Consider the following 18379-nt stretch of genomic DNA (forward strand, 5'->3'; position numbering starts at 1 on the left):
CAATCAGGCGCCGATCACGAAAGCGATCGGGCTGACGGCCGGTACGCGCTTTCGCGAGCGTCAGAACCTGGTCTTCGGGCCGGCTTGCGCGTTGCCCGTGCCGGTCACGGCCACCAATTGGCCGACGTTCAACCCGACGGTGGTGTTGGCCAGGCTGTCGTTGCCGGCTCGAACGCTGCCGGTCGCGGACGCGTTCGCGAGCTTGCCCCAGTTGAATCCGACAAGACCGCCGGCGAAGCTCCAGTTGCCGGCCTGAACATTGCCCGTCGCGGTTGCGCGATCGATCGCGCCCACGTTGAACCCGACCAGGCCGCCCGCATGACTGTCGTTGCCGGCCGTCACGTTGCCGCTTGCCCGCGAGGCCCGGATTTCACCTGTGTTGTACGCGACGAGCCCGCCGACCGTGCTGTCGTTGCCGGCCACGACGTCGCCGCTCGCCGACGATTCGTCGATCTTGCCGGCGTTGACGCCGACAAGGCCGCCCGCGTTGCCGGTATCGCCGAGCGTCACGTCGCCGCTGGCCCGCGATGCGGTGACGGTGCCGGCGTTGAGGCCGACGAGCCCGCCGGCCACCGCATTCCGGCCTGCCGTCACGGTGGCGGACGACGAGGACGAAGACGATTTGACGACGCCGCTGCCCAGGTTGAGACCGGCCAGCCCGCCGACCATCGCCGCATCGCCCGTCGCGGTGACGCGGCCCGCGCTCGACGATGCGTCGACGAGGCCGCCGTTGACGCCGACCAGCCCGCCCGCCGCGCCTTGCCCGGCGGTGGCGACGCGCACGTCCGCGTGGCTGTCGCGGATCGTCGCGCGGGTGCGGGACTTGCCGTCCGGCGCGACGTTTTCGCCGGCGAGGCCGCCGATCGCGGTCGTATCACGATCGCCTTCGACTTGCCCGCGGACGGTGGCGCGATCGATCGTGCCGCCGAGGTTGGAGCCGACCAGGCCGCCCACGGTCACGCTGCCGCGTCCCTTGACGTCGACGTCCTTTGCGACGACGTTCTCGATCGTGCCGGTGTTGTAGCCCGCCAGCGCACCGACCGCGCCGTTGCGAGAACCCGACGACGTCGCCGTGATGCCCTGCAGGACGAGGTTCGCGATGCGGCCGCCGTTCGACGCGAACAGGCCGACGCCCCGCTCCGTATTCGAAACCGACAGCTTGGCGATCGTGTTGCCGAGGCCGTCGAACTTGCCGGTGAACGCTTCCTTGCCGCCGATGCTGCGGAAGTTCGCGCCGTTGCCGTCGAGCGCGTTGCCGAGCACGTAGCGGCCGTTCAGGTTCGCGTCGACGTTGCGCAGGTCTTCGACCGTGTGCAGTACCGTGTAGTCCTCGCCGTTCGAACGATACGATGCGTTTTTGCCGGACAGCGTCACGATGGCCTTGCCGTTCGCCAGCACATGGCCGTTCGCCGAATTGAGTTCGAGGTGAGCGTTGCCGCCGGTCAGCTTTACCGCATCGTTCACGCGGATCCTGTCGGCCGCGTTGATCACGAGGCCGGCTTTCTCGCCGGTCGCCGACAATGCTTGCCGCAGATCGACGTTCGCCTTTTTCGACGTCAGCGTCAGCGTGTTGTCGCTCGTCCACGATACGGGGCTGCCGACGGTCAGGTCGCCCTGCGTGTTCGCGAGTTCGACGCTCGTCGTGCCGAGGTTGCGCGCCAGCGTATCGGCGTCGATCGAGCGGCCGGTGACGTCGCCACCGTTCACGCCCGCGTTCGCCGCCTCGATCGTCCATTTGCCGGCCGCATTGCCGGCGCGCGTGTCGACCTGCACGTCACGTGCGACCTGCACGCGCCCGCCTCGGGTCGTGACGGAGCCGGCCGGCGCGCCGGCTTGCGCCGCGCTCGCGTCGAGCTTGCCGGCGACCTGAACCGTGCCGCCGTCGAGCGTGATCTTGCCGGCGCGATTCGCAAGCCCCTTGGCTTCGATGGTGCCGGTGTTGTTGACGACCGCGCCGAGGAGGTTGCCGGCCGCGCGCGCGGTCATCAACACTTCGCCGCCGTCGGCCTTCAGCAGGCCGTGGTTATAGACCTGCGCGTTGACGGCGCCTTCGTCGACCTGCAGGCTGAGCAGGCCGTTGCCGTCGAAGTTGACGCTGAATGTGTTGCCCGCACCGAGCGCGACGCGGCCGAGCTTCGCCTGGACCACACCGGTATTGATGACGATCGCGCCGAGCAATGCGATACCGCCGCCGTCCGCGGCGGTGAGGTTGCCCTGGTTGATGATCGCTGCCGCGGACGTGCCCGCGAAGCGATAGTTGCCGGCGAGGAAGTCGGCATCGGAAATGTTGCGCGTGGATGCGATGAGGCTGCCGACGTTGATTTGCGCGCCGGCGCCGAACATCACGCCGTTCGGGTTGACGATGAACACCTTGCCGTTGGCATCGATCGGACCGTCGATGTTGCTGACGTTGTTGCTGATCACGCGGTTCAGCGCGACCGAGTTGCTGTTCGGCTGAAGAAACGCCACGCGCTCGCCGCGGTCGACGCTGAAATCTTGCCAGTTGGTGATGAGCTTGTCGGTCTTCTGGTTGATGACCATCGTGTGGTCGTTGCCGGAGCGGACGATGTCGGCCTTGCCGGCCGTGATCTTCTCGCCGCTGGGCAGTGCGAAGGCGGGCAGCGCGGCCAGGCCGAGCAGCGAGACGACTACCGTGGCGACGCGCTTGCCGCCGCTCGACTTGCCGCGGCGGCGCGCGGTTTCCCCGACCGCATTCCAGCAGTGCTGGGCGTGGTTCCAGACCAGTGCGTAGGTCTTGTTCATGGATTGTGCGTTCCTCGTATCGAGTACGGGTGGTTGAAGACGGCCGCTCCGTATGCGTGACGAAGCGACCAAAAGGGAAGCGGTATGCCTGTCCGCTTCCAGTGCTGCGGATGACACCGGCCGTCCCGGCCGCCTGCCATTCAGAAATACTGGGATGCCTGTAGCCACACGCTCGGCCCGCGTGTGACCGTGATGACCTTTTCCGCGTTGCCCAGCGGCAACGCAGCCGTCACGCTGAGCTGGCGGCCGGTGCCGAACCAGGTCGTGCCGAGGCCGATCGACGACAGTTGCACGCCGTTGCGTTCGCGTGTCCATGGCTGCTTGTTGAGCTGCACGTGCCCGGTATCGACGAACGTGCTGATCTGCCAGCCGGGCGTGGCGAGATAGCGCAGTTCGGCGCTTGCCTGCCAGCCGTTGTCGCCGCTGCCCGCGCCGAGCGCGTAGCCGCGCACGCCGTACGGGCCGCCCAGGCTGAACTTCTCCGAGGTGTCGAGATTGCGCGACGAGCGCTGCGCGCTGAATTGCGTAAAGAGCTGCATCCGGGCGCCGAGCGTCTGCAGTCGTAACGCGCTGACGTTGAGCGTCGTGAAGCGGCCGTGCGTTTTCGCGAGCCGGTTCATCTCCAGCGGATCGTTGCCGCTCATGCGGCCGTAGCCGATGCTCACCGAGAAGCCGTTGCGCCCGCCGCCGAGGAGGCTGTCCTGGCTGTTGCCGCTGATGCCGATCGACCAGAGGTCGACGCGCTTGTCGCCGACGATGTCGAAGGCGCCGTAATCATCGCGCAGATGCTTGTTGTCGTAGGTCACGCGGACGTCGATGCTCGCGCGGCGGTTGCGCACGAGCGGCTGCATGACGAACACGCTTCGCACGTTTGCGCCGCCGCGAAAGCCCAGTTCCCTGAATTCGCCGCCGAGCCGGTAATTCATGTCCGAATACGCGACGCCGATGTGCGTTGCCGCCGGGCCGACGGGGACTTGATAGGCGACGCGGTAGTAGCGCTGGTGCTTGTTGCTGGTGAGCCCGCGCAGCGAGAACCGGTCGCCGAGCCGCAACGGCGTGTTGACGTCGACGCTGCCCGTGGCGCGATAGCGGCCGGTGAGCGGATCGCCGAAGTTGTCCAGGTCGATCGAGCCGGTGGCGAACGGCCCGCGCTCGGCGTCGATCACGAGATCGGTGGTGCCGGGTTCCGTGCCGGCGCGCAACGTGCCTTTTGCGTTGACGCCGGGTATCTCGTCGAGCAGCATCAGGCTGCGCTCGAGGGGCACGCCGCGCACCGCATCGCCGGGCTCGAGTGCCGCGAGCGGCTGCCGCAGCGCACGGTCGAGCACGCGCGTGCGGTTGTGCAGTTCGACTTTCCCGTAGCGGCCTTCGGCGACGGCGATGCGAACGACGCCGCTGTCGATGTCCTGTTGCGGGAGATAGGCGCGCGCGAGCACGTAGCCGCGCTCGCGGTAATAGGCGGTGATTCGGCCGGCGGCTTGCTGGAGCTCGCCGAAGCTCAGGTCGCGCCCGACGAGATCGGCCAGGGTCGGCTTCAGTTGGGCGGCGGTGAAGGCGGTGTTGCCTTCGAGGTCGAACGCGTGGACGGTGACGCGGGGGCCGGTGTCACGATCGGTTTCCTGCGGAGTCTCCGTGCGCGGAAGGTCGATGTCGGGCCGTGTCGCGGCCGGCAGCGACGGGCGGACGGTCTCGACGTCGCGCAACGATTGGCCCGCGCTGGGCACGTGCGTTTGCGCATGGACGAGCGCCGGAAGCAGGAGCAGGGCGGCGATGCCGAGCGTGTATCGCGCGTTCGGATCGGTGCCGTATGCATTTCGGATTCCCTTGTATTCGAAGAGGGTATCCACGCTCGGGTAGCACCCGACGCCGCGTGACGGGCGCGAACGACAGCGCTGTTTGATACGGCAAATGAAGCGAATATTCACGCGGTCTTTCCTTGTTCCTTGAGCAGCTACCCGCTTTATCGGATCGATATATCGAGAGCCGTCGGATGTTAGGGGCGATCTCGGGCGATTGATATTGAACAAGTACGAGTGACCTATCGCGTTCTATTTGTCTTGTCGGATTTTTCGACGGAGTCGATGTTTCTCGCGATTTCCCGGCGTAGCGTCGCCCGATGGACGGCTGGCCCCGCGAGCGCCGGGCGGAGTGAGGGCTTGCCTTTTCTCCGCTGCGCGATCGACAACGCGCGTTCAAACCGGTTTTTGGTCGGGTATGCAAGACGGGCGCTTGACAGGGTTGAACGCTTCAGGCTGGAGACGTGTTGGGAAATGCGTGCGTCAATATGGGACAAGTACTAGAAGGGTGAATAGAGTTTTAGAAGTCGTCCGATTTGATCCGCATGATCGCGATGGCACCATTCAAACCATCACGAATTCTCCCGGGACGCTTGAGTGAAAGGCGTCGCAATGGATGGTCTTGCAAGCGTCTTGATGTACGTCTCTGAGGCGATCGATTTGACACATGATGACATTCGTGTCGATTGAATGCGTCAGTAACTTCGTCATCCTGAAAAGTCGCTTTGACAGGTCCGAATGAGATTCGAGATGGTGCGATCGCGTCCGATGAAACGGTACGCGTCTGTCCCCGCATCGTCCGGGTCGGTAGAAAATCAATGAGGTGTTATGCGTTTGCTCGACTCCGCGCGGCACGATCCGATCTTCAGGAAGACGATTTTCCGCAGGACGCTGCCGGATGTTTGCCTGCTTGTCGTCGCCGCCGCAGTGGCCAGGTCGTCGATCGGCGAATGGCCGCCCGCGATACTGGATTACCTGATGGTCGCGATCTCGGCCCCGCTCGCATGGATCGTGTTCTCCGTGGCCGGCCTGGGCGGCACACGCCGGCGTGCCGCCGGTCTGGCGCTGGCCGGCCCGGCGATTGTCATCGGAGCGGGGTTCGTCGTCGTATTCGCGTTCGACGGCCGGTACTGGCCCGTTCCGGACTGGGTCGTCGCCTGGTTCGCGCTGTCGGCCGCAGGGCTCGCCGTGCTGCAGGCCCTGAGAGCCTTGTGGGCGCGGTGGCGCGGCCAGGCGACGAAACAGCGCCCGACGCGCGGGGCCGTCGGCCTCGTCGGGCACGGCGCGCTTTACGACGTGCTGGCGAAGCGCGGCCTGGATGCGTCACGTCGTGTCCACGCGGTCTTCGACACGTCCGGAACGCCCGTGAAGGACGCGGAAGGAGCGCCTTCGCATCGCCGCGGTGCGCTCGCGCGCTTCGTCGAAGGCGTGCGGCGCGAGGGTGTCGACGAAATCTGGATCGTGCTGCCGCTCGCCGACGCGGGCCGCATCGGCGAGTTGGTGCGCGTGTTCCGCAACGAACTCGTGAACATCCGGTTCGTGCCGGAACTGACCGGCATGGCGCCGTTCGAGACGCAGCCGGGCAGTATCGCGGACATGCCGGTGCTCGATCTCGTGGCGTCGCCGCTGTCGATGCGGGCACGTCTCGGCAAGGCGCTGTTCGACCGCGTCTTCGCGTGCATCGCGCTGATCGCGATCGCGCCGGCGCTGGCGGCGATCGCCGTCGCCGTCAAGCTGTCGTCGCCCGGGCCGGTGCTGTTCCGGCAGCGGCGGATGGGCGCCTATGGCCGGATCTTTTCGATCTACAAGTTCCGGACGATGCACGTGCATCACGCGGCCACGCCCGGCGAGGTTCGTCAGGCGACACGCGGCGATCCGCGCATCACGCGCATCGGCGCGCTGCTGCGGCGCACGAGCCTCGACGAACTGCCGCAGTTCTTCAACGTGCTGAAGGGCGAGATGTCGGTGGTCGGCCCACGCCCGCATGCGGTCGAGCACGACAACGCCTACCGCGATCTCGTGGACGGCTACATCCACCGGTATCGCGTGAAGCCCGGCATCACCGGATGGGCGCAGGTCAACGGTCTGCGCGGCGAAACGGATCGCGTGGAGAAGATGCGCAAGCGCGTCGAGCACGATCTCTATTACCTGAACAACTGGTCGTTTTCGATGGACTTGCGGATCGTGGCGGCAACGATCCGGTATGGATTCACGCATCGCAACGCCTATTGAGCGACGCATCGACGCGCGCAGACTGGATACGGATATGGAAACTGGAAATGGGGCGCGCCCATGGGCGCAACGCTTGCGACCGGCGCTGACGGTCTTGCCCGCGATATTGCTGCTGGCCGCTTGCGCGGTCGAGCCGGGCATGCACATGGATCTCGCGAACGATGCGTCGCGGGACGGCGGCATCGCGACACGGATTCACGAAAGCGGCCTGACGGTGTCGACGCATCGCATCGACGCGGCCTCCGTCGGTCGGCCGCAAGGCGGTTCCGCTTCGGGTGACGCGGCGTCGATACCGATCGGACCGATCGACGGCGACCTGATCGCGGCCCAGCGGCGCGAGGCGCGCGCGCAGGACGAACGCTCACGTGCAGCGCTTCTTGCCGAGCCGGCGCCTTACGCGATCGGCGTGGGCGATGTGCTGCAGATCACCGTTTGGGATCGTCCGGAGCTGGCGGCGGCGCAGGGCAGCCCCGGCGCGCAGCAGGCGCGCCCGGCCGATCCGCCGGCCGGCTTCGTCGTCGACCAAGCCGGCAACCTGGCGTTTCCGTATGCAGGCGAACTGCATGTCGCGGGCATGAGCACCCGCGAGATTCAGGCCGCGCTGCGCGCGCGGCTCTCGAAGTGGTTCGTCGCGCCGCAGTTGACGGTGCGCGTCGCGTCGTATCGCGCCAATCGCGTCTATATCGACGGCGAGGTCCATGCCCCGGGTGCGCAACCGCTCAACGACACGCCGATGACGCTGCTCGAAGCCGTCACGCGCGCGGGCGGCTTCACGGCCGATGCCGATCAGAGCCGCATGACGCTCGTGCGCGCCGGTGTCGCCTATCCGGTCGATCTGCCGGGCTTGATCCGCGAGCGTCTCGATCCGTCGCGCATCGTGTTGCGCAATGGCGATCTTCTGCAGGTCGGCGCACGCGACCAGTTCGGCGTGTACGTGATGGGCGAGGTCAACAAGCCGACGACGGCGCTGCCGCTGCGCAACGGCCGGCTCACGCTGGCCGACGCGTTGTCACAGGCCGGCAGCGTCAATCAGGGGACTTCCGATCCGAAGCAGACCTATGTGATTCGCGCCGGCGAGGCACGGCAAGCGCAGGTGTTTCATCTGGACGGACGATCGCCGGTGTCGATGGTGCTGGCCAACGAATTCGAGCTGCAGCCGCGCGACGTCGTGTACGTCGACAGCACGAAGCTCGCGCGCTTCGGCCGCGTGCTCGCGCAACTGCTGCCGGCCATCAACGCGGGCCTGACCGCCGCGATCGTCACGAAATGATGAACCGGATCCTCGTGGTGTGCACCGGCAACGTCTGCCGCAGCCCGGCCGCGCGGGCGCTGCTGTCGCGCGCCGTGCCCGGCCGCACGATCGAGTCGGCCGGCATCGCGGCGATCGGCGGAACGCCGATCGATCCGGTGATGAACGAATTGCTGGTCGCGCGCGGTTTCGGGCGCGCTCCGCACCGGGCCCGACGCGTCGACGACAGCGTTTGCCGGTGGGCCGACCTGATTCTCGTGATGGAGACCGCGCAGCGTCATCTGATCGAGCGGGCCTACCCGATGACGCGCGGCCGCGTATATCGCCTCGCCGAGCGTTATCAAACCGACGTTCCCGATCCGTACCGCCGAAGCCGTCACGTGTACGACTACGCGATGAAGCTGATCGAGCACGGCGTCGCCGACTGGGCCGTGCGGATCGCCCGTCTCGAATCGAACCCGTCGCGACGTCCGGATGCCGGCGTGGTTGCGCCGGAACACATGAAGTGAGTCTCAGATGAACACAACCAACCCAGGTCGATCCCTTGCGCGCGATGCCGACGAGCTCGACGTGCGTGGCATCCTCGACGTGCTGATCGCGCACGCCGGCCGCATTTTCGCGGTCACGGCGGCGTGCACCGCACTCGGCGCCGCCTATGCGCTCGTCGCGAAGCCGGTCTACAAGGCCGACATCGCCGTGCAGGTCGAAAGCGGCGGCTCCGACCTGCGCAGCATGGCGGAAGGCGGACTCGTCGGCGGCCTCGGCGCGCTGTTCGACGTGAAGTCGACCGACGACGGCGAAATGGAAATCCTGCGCTCGCGCCTCGTGACGGAGCCGGTCGTCGACGTCCAGCGCCTGTATATCGAAGCGCTGCCGCGCCGCGTGCCGCTGATCGGGGCCGCGATCGCGCGCTTCAATCACGGGTTGTCGACACCCGGCCTGTTCGGGGTCGGCGGCTTCGTGTGGGGCAACGAGCACATCGACGTGACCGCATTCGACGTGCCGTCCGGCTTCCGCGAACACCCGTTCATCGTCACGTTGCTGGGCGGCGGGCGCTATCGGGTGTCCGGCAACGATCTCGACCGCGATGTGGAAGGCGAGATCGGCGCGCCGCTGCGCGTGAAGACGGCCGCCGGCGACGTGATGCTGCAGGTCGCCGGCATCGAAGCCGCGGCCGGTGCACAGTTCGTCGTGAAGGCCGGGTCGAAGCAGGTCGTGCTCGCCGAATTGCGGAAGAAGCTGGCCATCGCGAACCGCGGCAAGGATCAGTCCGGGGTGATCGGCGTGTCGTACGAAAGCCACGATCCGGTGCGCGCGGCGGCGGTGCTGAACGCGATTGCCGACAACTACGTGCGGCAGAACGCGAACCGGAAGGCGGCGACCGCCGAGAAGTCGCTCGCGTTCCTCAGCGATCAGGTGCCGACGGTGGAGCGCCGGTTGCGTACGGCCGAGGACCGTCTCAACGCGTACCAGGCTCGCCATGAAATCGTCGATCTGACCGAACAGGCGAAGGCGATGCTGACGCAATCGACGGCCGTGCAGACGTCGCTGTTCGAACTTGAACAGAAGCGGCTTGCGCTGGCGTCGACGTTAACGCCTGCGCACCCGGAACTCACCGCGGTCGACCGGCAGATCGCCGCGGCCCGCGCCCAGATCGGGACGGTCAACGACGCGATCCGGCGCTTGCCCGACGCGCAGCGCAACATCGTGCGGCTGCGTCGCGACGTGACCGCGCAAACCGAAATCTACGTCGGCCTGCTGAACAGCATCCAGCAGCTTCGCGTCGCGACCGCGAGCAAGATCGGCAACGTGCGCGTGATCGATCGCGCGATCGTGCCGGACGAACCCGTACGGCCGAAGCCGGTACTGGTCACGGCGATTGCGGCGCTGGTGGGCCTCGTGCTCGGCACGTGCGGCGTCATCGGCCGTGCGGTGCTGTTCGGCGGCATCACCGATCCGGCCGAGATCGAGCTCGACACGGGCCTGAACGTGATGGCGACGATTCCGCACAGTGCCGCCCAGCGCCGGCTCGCGCAGCGCGCCGCCGCGGCGCAGGGCCATGCGCCGATCCTGTCGCTGGCACGGCCGAACGAACCCGCGGTCGAGGCGCTGCACAGCCTGTGCACGGCGCTGCGGCTGCAGCTGCTGGACTGGCCCGAAGGCAACCGCGTGTTGATCACCGGGCCTTCCGCGGGCGTCGGGAAATCCTTCTTGTCGGCCAACGTCGCCGCGTTGCTCGGACAGTCGGGCCAACGCGTGTTGCTGATCGACGGCGACTTGAGACGCGGGGAGCTGGCGAAGCGCTTCGGTGTGCGGCCGGATGTCGGCCTGTCGACCGTCCTGCGTGGCGGCGCGACCGTCGACGACGCCATCGTGCGCGATGTCGCACCGAACGTCGATCTGCTGCCGGCCGGCCCGCGTACCGACCGGCCGGTCGAGCTGTTGTCGTCGGATCGCCTGGCGGCATTGCTGACGCAGGTCGGCCGCGATTACAGCCTCGTGCTGCTCGACGCGCCCCCGCTGCTGCCGGTGACGGACGCCACCGTGCTGGCCGCCCATGCGGACACGATCTTGCTCGCCGCGCGCTCCGGCGTGACGACCACGGGCGAACTCCTTGAATCGGCGAAACGCATCGAGCGCGTCGGCGCGCGCACGACGGCCGTCGTGTTCAACGACTTCCGGCCGGGACTGCGCTCCGCGCAGTACGGCAACTACGGCGCCTACGCATATGGCGGCGCCGATTCGCATACCGCCGCGGATCGTGCGTGATCCGCCGACGGAGAATCCGATGACCCATCACTACGAAAACATTCTCGTCACTTTCGGCACCCGCCCGGAAGCCATCAAGATGGCGCCGCTCGTCCATGCGCTGCGGGACCGCGAAGGCGTGCGCTGCGGCGTCTGCGTGACGGCCCAGCATCGCCAGATGCTGGACCAGGTGCTCGACCTGTTCGGCATCGTGCCGGATTTCGATCTCGACCTGATGCGCGCGGGGCAGACGCTCGGCGGCCTGACCGGGCACATCCTCAATGCGCTCGACCCGGTGCTGGATACGTTCCGGCCCGATCTCGTGCTCGTGCACGGCGATACCACCACGACCCTCGGCGCGACGCTCGCGGCTTACTACCGGCGCATTCCGGTCGGGCACGTGGAAGCCGGTCTGCGTACCGGCAACCTGTATTCGCCATGGCCGGAGGAGGCGAACCGCCGGGTGACGGGCGCGCTCGCGCTGCATCACTTCGCGCCGACCGAAACGTCGCGCGCGAACCTGCTGGCCGAGGGCGTCGAGGCCGGCCGGGTTCACGTGACCGGCAACACGGTGATCGACGCGCTGCTGACGATCACCCAACGCCTGACGCGCGACCGGGCGCTGGTGCAGCAGATGCGCGAGCGGTTCCCGTTCGTCGACGACGCACGACGCATGATCCTCGTCACCGGCCACCGCCGCGAGAACTTCGGCCGCGGCTTCGAACAGATCTGCGAGGCGATCGCGAAGATCGCGAAGCGCTATCCGGAGTGCCGGATCGTCTATCCGATGCATCTGAATCCGAACGTGCGGGAGCCGGTCACGCGGCTGCTCGGCGACATCGACAACGTCGTGCTGATCGAGCCGCAGGAGTATGTGCCGTTCGTCTATCTGATGAGCCGCGCGTGGTTGATCCTGACCGATTCCGGCGGGATCCAGGAAGAAGCGCCGTCGCTCGGCAAGCCGGTGCTCGTGATGCGCGACACCACCGAGCGACCGGAAGCCGTCGCGGCCGGCACGGTTCGCTTGGTCGGCACGGAGGTCGAGCGGCTGGTCGGCGCGGTGGTCGAGCTGTGGGAGGACGGCCACGCCTATCGCGCGATGAGCCGCGCGCACAACCCGTACGGCGACGGCCGCGCGAGCGGGCGGATCGCCGATCTGCTCGTGTCGCCGCCGACGTTGACGCAGGGGCCGGCGTATCTGGCCGGCTCGCTCTGCTGAATTCCCTGACGTCTGGAGAACCTCATTCATGTCATTCGAAACCGTTTCCGTCATCGGGCTGGGCTATATCGGCCTGCCTACCGCCGCAGCCTTTGCCGCACGCCGCAAAAGCGTGATCGGCGTCGACGTGTCGCAGCATGCGGTCGACACGATCAATCGCGGCGAGATCCACATCGTCGAACCCGAACTCGACATGCTCGTGCATGCGGCCGTGACGCAGGGCCACCTGCGTGCGACGACGACGCCCGAGCCGGCCGATGCGTTCCTGATCGCGGTGCCGACGCCGTTTACCGACGGCAACAAGCCCGACCTCAGCTACATCGAGGCCGCGTGCCGGTCGATCGCGCCGGTGCTGAAGAAGGGCGACCTCGTCGTGCTCGAGTCGACGTCGCCGGTCGGCGCGACCGAACGGATGGCGGCGTGGCTCGCCGCGCAGCGACCGGACCTGACGTTTCCGCAGCAGGCCGGCGAGCGCTCGGACGTCCGGATCGCGCATTGTCCGGAGCGCGTGCTGCCGGGCCACGTGGTGCGCGAGCTCGTGGAGAACGATCGCGTGATCGGCGGGATGACGCGCAAGTGCGGCACGCGCGCGCAGGAGCTGTACGCGGTGTTCGTGCGCGGCGAGTGCATCCTGACCGATGCGCGGACGGCCGAGATGTGCAAGCTCACCGAGAACGCGTTCCGCGACGTGAACATCGCGTTCGCGAACGAGTTGTCGGTGATCTGCGACCAGCTCGACATCAACGTGTGGGAGCTGATCCGGCTGGCGAACCGTCATCCGCGCGTCAGCGTGCTCCAGCCGGGGCCGGGAGTCGGCGGACACTGCATCGCGGTCGATCCGTGGTTCATCGTCGATTCGGCGCCGGAGCATGCGCGGCTGATCCGCACGGCGCGTCACGTGAATGACGACAAGCCGCATTTCGTGGTCGAGCGGGTGCGGCACGCGGCGAGCCGGTTCCGCGAGCCGGTGATCGCGTGTCTCGGCCTCGCGTTCAAGGCCGATATCGACGATCTGCGCGAGAGCCCGGCGATGAAGATCGTCGATGCGCTGGCCGGGCATGTCGACGCGACGCTGCTGGTCGTCGAGCCGAACGTCGATGCGTTGCCGGCGTCGCTCGACGCGAAGGCGCGGCTGTGCGATCTGCATACCGCGCTCGCGGAAGCCGACGTGATCGTCGTCCTCGTCGATCACGCGCCGTTCCGCCGGATGGACCCGGTGCGGTTGCAGACCAAGGTCGTGATCGACACGCGCGGCGTGCTCGCGCGCGCGTAACGGGCGGGATGCGCGAAGTCATGATGCGGAACGCCGATGCCGGAAAGCTGCTGGGCCGTCTCGAGGCGCTCGTCTGTACGGGCGCTCCTGGCCTGTATCGCGTGCTGACGTTCTGGGTCATCCAGCGGATCCATTCGCTGGACGAACTCGGACACGTAGCATCCAACCTGTCGATCGCGCAGATGATCGGCTTCTTCACGGCCATCGGCTGGGCGACGCTGATCCTGGTGCGCGTGCCGGCCAGCGACGGGCGGCAGGCGGCGCGCGACGCGTTCTACTCGTTGGTGTCGATGGCGGGATGGACGGCATTGGCCGCCACGCTCGCGTGCGTGCTGGTGTCCGCGACCGGGATTGCCGCGTTCGATCTCGGCGGCGTGGTCGCGTTGATGTGGGGCTGGACCGTGTATCAGCTCGCGCGACATTTCTTCGTGTCGACCCGCCGCTACCGGATCACGATTGCGTTCGACTGCCTGCTGATCGCGGGCTCGTGCGCGATGCTTCAGGTCGGCACGCGTCACGGCTATTCCGCGTCGCTGTGCCTGGCGCTGTCGCTGATTGGCGTGGCCGTCGCGATGTTTGTCACGATCGGGGCGCCGGGGCGTGGCGTGTTCGCGATGCGTCTCGACATGAAGGGGCTGCAGTTCGGGCTGACCAATTTCCTGTCCGGCGGTATCGCGCTGGTGACGGTGCCGGCGGCCAAGGCGATGTGCGGCGCGTCGTTCGCGGGGATGCTGTCGCTGTTCGCATCGGTGACCGCGGTCGGCAACCTGCTGCCGCGCGCCATCTCGATCGCGCAGTTGCCCGATCTCGTGAAGCGGAAGAAGGACAAGGCGCCGCTCGATACGACGCTGGGCGCGATGCGGCGCAACATCGATCTGTCGAACCTGGTCGTGCTCGTGATGAATCTGGCGATGGTGGCGGGGCTGACTTATCGGGCGGGGTTGGAGGGGGATGACCGGTACATGGCGCTCGCGGGCGGCGTGTCGCTGGCGATTCAGTGCGCGGCCGGGGTGCTTGGTGTCGTCGGCAGCAACGTGATGATGGCGTTCGAGAAGAGTGCCGTCACCGCGCGAATCAACATCGGTACGTCGACGCTGTTCGTCGCGTTGCTCGGTGGTAGCGTCGCGATCGGCGGCGAAGCCGGGTTCTTCTGCATGCTCGCGTCGGCGGTGGTTGTGACGCTGATCCGCAACGGGATCGTGGTCTTGCATGCGCGACGGGTATGTTCGTCGTATTCGGCGTCGATCGGCGCAGAGGACATTCCGGTCCCGTCGGGAGCGCGCCCATGAGCGTCGCGATTCGAGCGCCGGCGATGGCGGGGCGTCGATCGCGGGTCGCCGATCTTGGCGCCGGCCTGCTTGCGCTGGCGTATTGGGTCTTCTGCGTCAGCGATACGCTGCTCACGCTCGACGACGATCGTTCGCAGATCGTCAAGATGGGCGCGTTCGCGCTGGTGTTCATGGCGATCCTGCTGCGTCCGCGCTTTCACCGGCTGGCCGTCGTTGCGCTTCCGGTCGCGGTGTCGCTGTGCATCGGGATGCTGCTGTCGTTCAACCCGGCTGCAGGGATCGAGGAACTCGTCCGCTTCCTCTTTCCGGTCGCGATCACGGTGGCGATCTTCCCGTACCGCGACCGGCTCGACGTGCTGGTCAAGACGTTCATCGGCGTGGTCGTCAGCAACGATCTGTTTCAGTTGTACTTCTACGTTTCGTACGCGATCGGGCTGCCGCTGTTCATGCCGGTCCGCATCGACTCCGGGCTGTTCCTGCGCGCACAGGGATGGATGGGATTCTTCTCGGAATTCAGCTTCATCAATCTCTGCGCATTCCTGCTGTGCCGCTGGTACTGGTCCGGCCGCCGCGCGGCGATGGCATCGTGGGGCTTCCTGCTGTTCGGGTTGCTCGGTTTCTCGTTCAAGCTGTTCGCGGCGCTGGCGTTCTACCCGTTCGTGCGGAACGTGAGGGACGTGCGCGCGTGGCTGGCCGCGGCCGGCATGGCGGGCGCGATGCTCGTGCTGATGGCGATGGGCATGCTCGATTCGCTGTTGAAGGTCGGCATGGCAAAGATCTTGTTCTATGTCGTTGCGGGCAATTCGGCGCGCGCCGAATCCTATCGCGTGATGTTCGAATCGATCCGCAACGGCAATTTGCTGGGCGAGGGGCTGGGCAGCTTCGGCGGTCCGGCATCGGTGAAATTCTCGTCGCCGCTCTACCAGCTTTATCACTTCGACTGGTATGGGCTCGGCGGGCTGTTGAAGACCACCGATACGTTCTATCCGCATCTGTTCGTCGAGATGGGCGTGTTCGGCGCGATCGCGTGGCTCGTGTTCGTGCTGGCTTACGGACAGGCGCGACGCAAGCCGGCCGTCTGGTTCTACATCGTCGGCGCGTTCTGCTTCGACAACATCTTCTCGATGGCGTTTGTGTCGCCGTCTTACGTATTTTCCGCACTGCTGGCCATGTACGCGTTCTCGTGGGGACGGCCAGGCGCCGGCCACGCGTCTCGCCATGGTGCGGTGGAGGTCCGCTCATGAAAATTCTCGTCGTCACGAACATGTATCTCGGCAGCAACCGTACGAGCCCGTGGCAAGGCGTGTTCGTGACCGAGCAGGTCGAGGCGCTCCGGCGCTCGGGCGCCTGTACGGTCGACGTGCTCGTCATCGAAGGGTATCGCGACAAGGGCGAATACCTGCGATCGATCGGGCAAGTCTGGAAGGCGGCGCGCGCGGGACGATACGACATCGTGCATTATCACTTCGGCCTGAGCGCGTGCTCCGCGCCGCTGGTTCGCCTGCTTACCCGGGCGCGAGTCGTCATCACATTTCACGGCACCGACATCCTCGGCCCGCTATGGATGCGGCTGGTATCGAAAACGATGGCCTGCTTCGCGCACGCTTGCATTGGCGTCAGCGCGGAAATTTCATCGCGTTTGATCCGGCTGCGCCGGCGCTGCGAGACGATCCCGTGCGCGGTCGACGAGACGGTCTTCGTCGAGCACCGCGACGATGCGCGTGCTGAATCCGCGTTGCCGATCGTCGTGTTTCCGTCTTCCGCGCAACGCCCGGAAAAGAACTATCCGTTGTTTGCGCAGGTGCTTCGGCAACTGTCGGCGCAACATGGCATCCGGGTGCAGGAGCGGCATATCGACGGTCTGGAGCGCAGCGAGGTGCGTGACCTGTTGGCGCGTGCCGCGTGCCTGCTGATGACGTCGACCCGCGAAGGATCGCCGCAATCGGTGAAGGAAGCGATGGCGGTCAATCTGCCGGTGGTATCGGTCGATGTCGGCAACGTGCGGCAACTGCTCGACGGCGTGTCGCCCGGCATGGTCGTGTTCGACCACGACGCGGGCCGACTCACGAACGAGCTTGCGGATGTGTTGAAGGCCGGCACGCGATCCAACGGGCGGGAGCGGCTTGCGGCGCTCGGTTACTTCTCCGCCGATGTGTCCACGAAGTTGAAGGCGCTGTATGCGTCGCTTTGCCAGCCGCCGCGATTCGCGCACGCGGTGCCCGATACCGAAAAACGCGATAACGAGGCCATGCGATGAACCGCGCCGAATTTTTCTCATGCCCGATCCATCTGATGTCGATGAACGAGACGGTCGACTGGATCGGCGCGAGAGTCGAGAAGCGGGAATTCACGCAGCACGTGGTCGTCAACGTCGCGAAGGTCGTTCACCTGCAGCGCGATGCGGAGCTTGCCGCGTCGGTCCGCGCATGCGACATCGTCAACGTCGACGGCATGGGTGTGGTGTGGGGCGCGCGGCTGCTCGGTATCCCGGTGCCGGAGCGCGTCGCGGGCGTGGATCTGTTCGATCGGCTGCTGGCGCTGGCCGACGCGAAAGGGCTGCCGGTCTATCTGCTCGGCGCGACGCAGGAAGTCGTCGAACAGGTTGTCGCGGTGGCGGCGGCGCGTTATCCGGGGCTGCCGATCGCGGGATATCACCACGGTTATTTCTGGGACGACGAACAGGCGGTCGTCGACGATATCCGCCGCTCGGGCGCCCGAATGCTGTTCGTCGCGATCACGTCGCCGCGCAAGGAGAATTTCATCAATCGCTGGAAAGCGCAGCTGGGCGTCGATTTCGTGATGGGCGTGGGCGGGACGTTTGACGTCGTGGCGGGGAAGGTGAAGCGGGCGCCGCTGTGGATGCAGCGCAGCGGCCTCGAATGGGCGTTCCGTGTGATCCAGGAGCCGGGGCGGATGTGGAAGCGCTATCTGTCGACCAACAGTCGGTTCCTGGGGATGCTCGCATGCGCGTATCTTGCCCGGTTGTTTCGGCGCAAAGGAGCGGCCGATGCGCAGTAGATGGGTTATCGCCGCATGCATGTTCGTCGTATCGGCTTGCCACGCGGGACCGCCGGGTGGCGCGCATGAGGAAACGCGTTTCTATCGGTCGGACTGGACGCGCGGTATCGATTCGCGGCTTCGTCTGCAGGAACCGGCACTACAGAACATCACGACGGGCGAATTGTTCGGCATTCGCGACACGCTGCTGAAGGTATCGATGAACCGTTCGCAGGACTTCAGCGAGGTGGCGAGCGGGACGCCCCGTTCGGAAGTCAGTTTTTCCCCTGTGTTTCGCTTCGTGAACGGCCGCGATTACGAGGTGCGCTGGTCGACGGTGATTCCCGCCGATTATCGGTTCGATTCCAGACAGCCGGAACTCATTGCCCAGTTGCATCAGGGCGGTAACGATGGATCGCCGCCGTTCGCGTTGCTGCTGAACAACGGGAAATACGAAGTCGATGTACGCGGTGCGCCGGGCACGCCGAGCCGGTCGTTCGCGTTTGGCGACCCGATCGCGGATCGTGGGGAACCGGTCCGGTGGATGCTCCGGTATCGGCCCGACGATCGCGGCGTCGATGCGTTGGCCGACGTCTTCCGGAACGGGGACCGCGTCGTGCATGTGACGGGTGTACCGAACGCGTTCCCGAACGACCATCAGGCCTACTTCAAGCTCGGCCTCTACAAATGGTGGTGGAAGACCCGGCCGTCCGATGTGACCGAGCGGACCCTGTATTACGGCGACATCGAAATGAAGGTATTGCGCCAGTCGGCCGACTGAGCCGAGCGGCACCGGGCGCATGTCGCGCATGC

The 18379-nt window shown here is 66.5% G+C and carries 13 protein-coding genes; 11 read left to right on the forward strand and 2 right to left on the reverse strand.

Going from position 1 to position 18379, the window contains the following annotated elements; translation table 11 throughout:
• Window positions 1-60 precede the first annotated feature (60 nt).
• Both KU887_RS27340 and KU887_RS27345 read right to left on the reverse strand, forming a co-directional pair.
• Window positions 61-2763 (reverse strand): filamentous hemagglutinin N-terminal domain-containing protein, encoded by a 2703-nt coding sequence (locus KU887_RS27340; protein ID WP_258256249.1) that lies wholly within the window; start codon window positions 2761-2763, stop codon window positions 61-63.
• 140 nt (window positions 2764-2903) lie between these two features.
• Entirely contained in the window at window positions 2904-4790 is a 1887-nt protein-coding gene (locus KU887_RS27345; RefSeq protein WP_258256250.1) for a ShlB/FhaC/HecB family hemolysin secretion/activation protein, read from the reverse strand.
• A gap of 597 nt (window positions 4791-5387) precedes the next feature.
• On the opposite strand from KU887_RS27345, the gene KU887_RS27350 reads away from it, so the two are divergent.
• From KU887_RS27350 to KU887_RS27400, 11 genes are all read left to right on the forward strand, one after another.
• On the forward strand, window positions 5388-6791 hold the full coding sequence (locus KU887_RS27350; RefSeq protein WP_258256253.1) for an undecaprenyl-phosphate glucose phosphotransferase: 1404 nt from the start codon (window positions 5388-5390) through the stop codon (window positions 6789-6791).
• A 34-nt stretch (window positions 6792-6825) separates the two neighbouring features.
• Entirely contained in the window at window positions 6826-8061 is a 1236-nt protein-coding gene (locus tag KU887_RS27355; protein WP_375167904.1) for a polysaccharide biosynthesis/export family protein, read from the forward strand.
• Complete coding sequence (locus KU887_RS27360; protein ID WP_309138178.1) at window positions 8061-8549, forward strand: low molecular weight protein-tyrosine-phosphatase; 489 nt, start codon at window positions 8061-8063, stop codon at window positions 8547-8549. Before KU887_RS27355 ends, KU887_RS27360 begins: the two co-directional genes overlap by 1 nt.
• Window positions 8550-8556: 7 nt before the next feature.
• Complete coding sequence (locus tag KU887_RS27365; protein WP_258256258.1) at window positions 8557-10809, forward strand: polysaccharide biosynthesis tyrosine autokinase; 2253 nt, start codon at window positions 8557-8559, stop codon at window positions 10807-10809.
• Window positions 10810-10828: 19 nt separating this feature from the next.
• Window positions 10829-12007: a non-hydrolyzing UDP-N-acetylglucosamine 2-epimerase gene (wecB, locus tag KU887_RS27370; RefSeq protein ID WP_258256259.1), complete on the forward strand. Its 1179-nt coding sequence runs from the start codon at window positions 10829-10831 to the stop codon at window positions 12005-12007.
• Between the two features lie 28 nt (window positions 12008-12035).
• The gene (wecC, locus tag KU887_RS27375; RefSeq protein WP_212158189.1) at window positions 12036-13280 is read left to right on the forward strand and encodes a UDP-N-acetyl-D-mannosamine dehydrogenase; all 1245 of its coding nucleotides are present in this window, start codon (window positions 12036-12038) and stop codon (window positions 13278-13280) included.
• Between the two features lie 20 nt (window positions 13281-13300).
• The gene (locus KU887_RS27380; protein WP_258256260.1) at window positions 13301-14569 is read left to right on the forward strand and encodes a hypothetical protein; all 1269 of its coding nucleotides are present in this window, start codon (window positions 13301-13303) and stop codon (window positions 14567-14569) included.
• Window positions 14503-15813: a hypothetical protein gene (locus tag KU887_RS27385; protein ID WP_258256264.1), complete on the forward strand. Its 1311-nt coding sequence runs from the start codon at window positions 14503-14505 to the stop codon at window positions 15811-15813. The genes KU887_RS27380 and KU887_RS27385 overlap by 67 nt, the downstream gene beginning before the upstream one ends.
• 65 nt (window positions 15814-15878) lie before the next feature.
• The gene (locus tag KU887_RS27390) at window positions 15879-16826 is read left to right on the forward strand and encodes a glycosyltransferase family 4 protein (protein ID WP_258256265.1); all 948 of its coding nucleotides are present in this window, start codon (window positions 15879-15881) and stop codon (window positions 16824-16826) included.
• Window positions 16823-17587, forward strand: coding sequence for a WecB/TagA/CpsF family glycosyltransferase (locus KU887_RS27395; RefSeq protein WP_258256267.1), 765 nt, complete (start codon window positions 16823-16825; stop codon window positions 17585-17587). The genes KU887_RS27390 and KU887_RS27395 overlap by 4 nt, the downstream gene beginning before the upstream one ends.
• Window positions 17588-17606: 19 nt before the next feature.
• Window positions 17607-18347, forward strand: coding sequence for a polysaccharide lyase (locus KU887_RS27400; RefSeq protein ID WP_258256269.1), 741 nt, complete (start codon window positions 17607-17609; stop codon window positions 18345-18347).
• Window positions 18348-18379 lie beyond the last annotated feature (32 nt).

This window comes from Burkholderia sp. EMB26, assembly GCF_024730645.1.
GTDB classification, from domain to species: domain Bacteria; phylum Pseudomonadota; class Gammaproteobacteria; order Burkholderiales; family Burkholderiaceae; genus Burkholderia; species Burkholderia cenocepacia.

Excerpts from the sequence above, each read along its gene's own strand:
- KU887_RS27355 (WP_375167904.1), top strand. The coding sequence starts at position 6,826 with ATGGAAACTGGAAATGGGGCGCGCCCATGGGCGCAACGCTTGCGACCG.
- KU887_RS27360 (WP_309138178.1), top strand. The coding sequence starts at position 8,061 with ATGAACCGGATCCTCGTGGTGTGCACCGGCAACGTCTGCCGCAGCCCG.
- KU887_RS27340 (WP_258256249.1), bottom strand. The coding sequence starts at position 2,763 with ATGAACAAGACCTACGCACTGGTCTGGAACCACGCCCAGCACTGCTGG.
- wecC (WP_212158189.1), top strand. The coding sequence starts at position 12,036 with ATGTCATTCGAAACCGTTTCCGTCATCGGGCTGGGCTATATCGGCCTG.
- KU887_RS27350 (WP_258256253.1), top strand. The coding sequence starts at position 5,388 with ATGCGTTTGCTCGACTCCGCGCGGCACGATCCGATCTTCAGGAAGACG.
- wecB (WP_258256259.1), top strand. The coding sequence starts at position 10,829 with ATGACCCATCACTACGAAAACATTCTCGTCACTTTCGGCACCCGCCCG.
- KU887_RS27400 (WP_258256269.1), top strand. The coding sequence starts at position 17,607 with ATGTTCGTCGTATCGGCTTGCCACGCGGGACCGCCGGGTGGCGCGCAT.
- KU887_RS27385 (WP_258256264.1), top strand. The coding sequence starts at position 14,503 with ATGTTCGTCGTATTCGGCGTCGATCGGCGCAGAGGACATTCCGGTCCC.
- KU887_RS27365 (WP_258256258.1), top strand. The coding sequence starts at position 8,557 with ATGAACACAACCAACCCAGGTCGATCCCTTGCGCGCGATGCCGACGAG.
- KU887_RS27395 (WP_258256267.1), top strand. The coding sequence starts at position 16,823 with ATGAACCGCGCCGAATTTTTCTCATGCCCGATCCATCTGATGTCGATG.
- KU887_RS27380 (WP_258256260.1), top strand. The coding sequence starts at position 13,301 with ATGATGCGGAACGCCGATGCCGGAAAGCTGCTGGGCCGTCTCGAGGCG.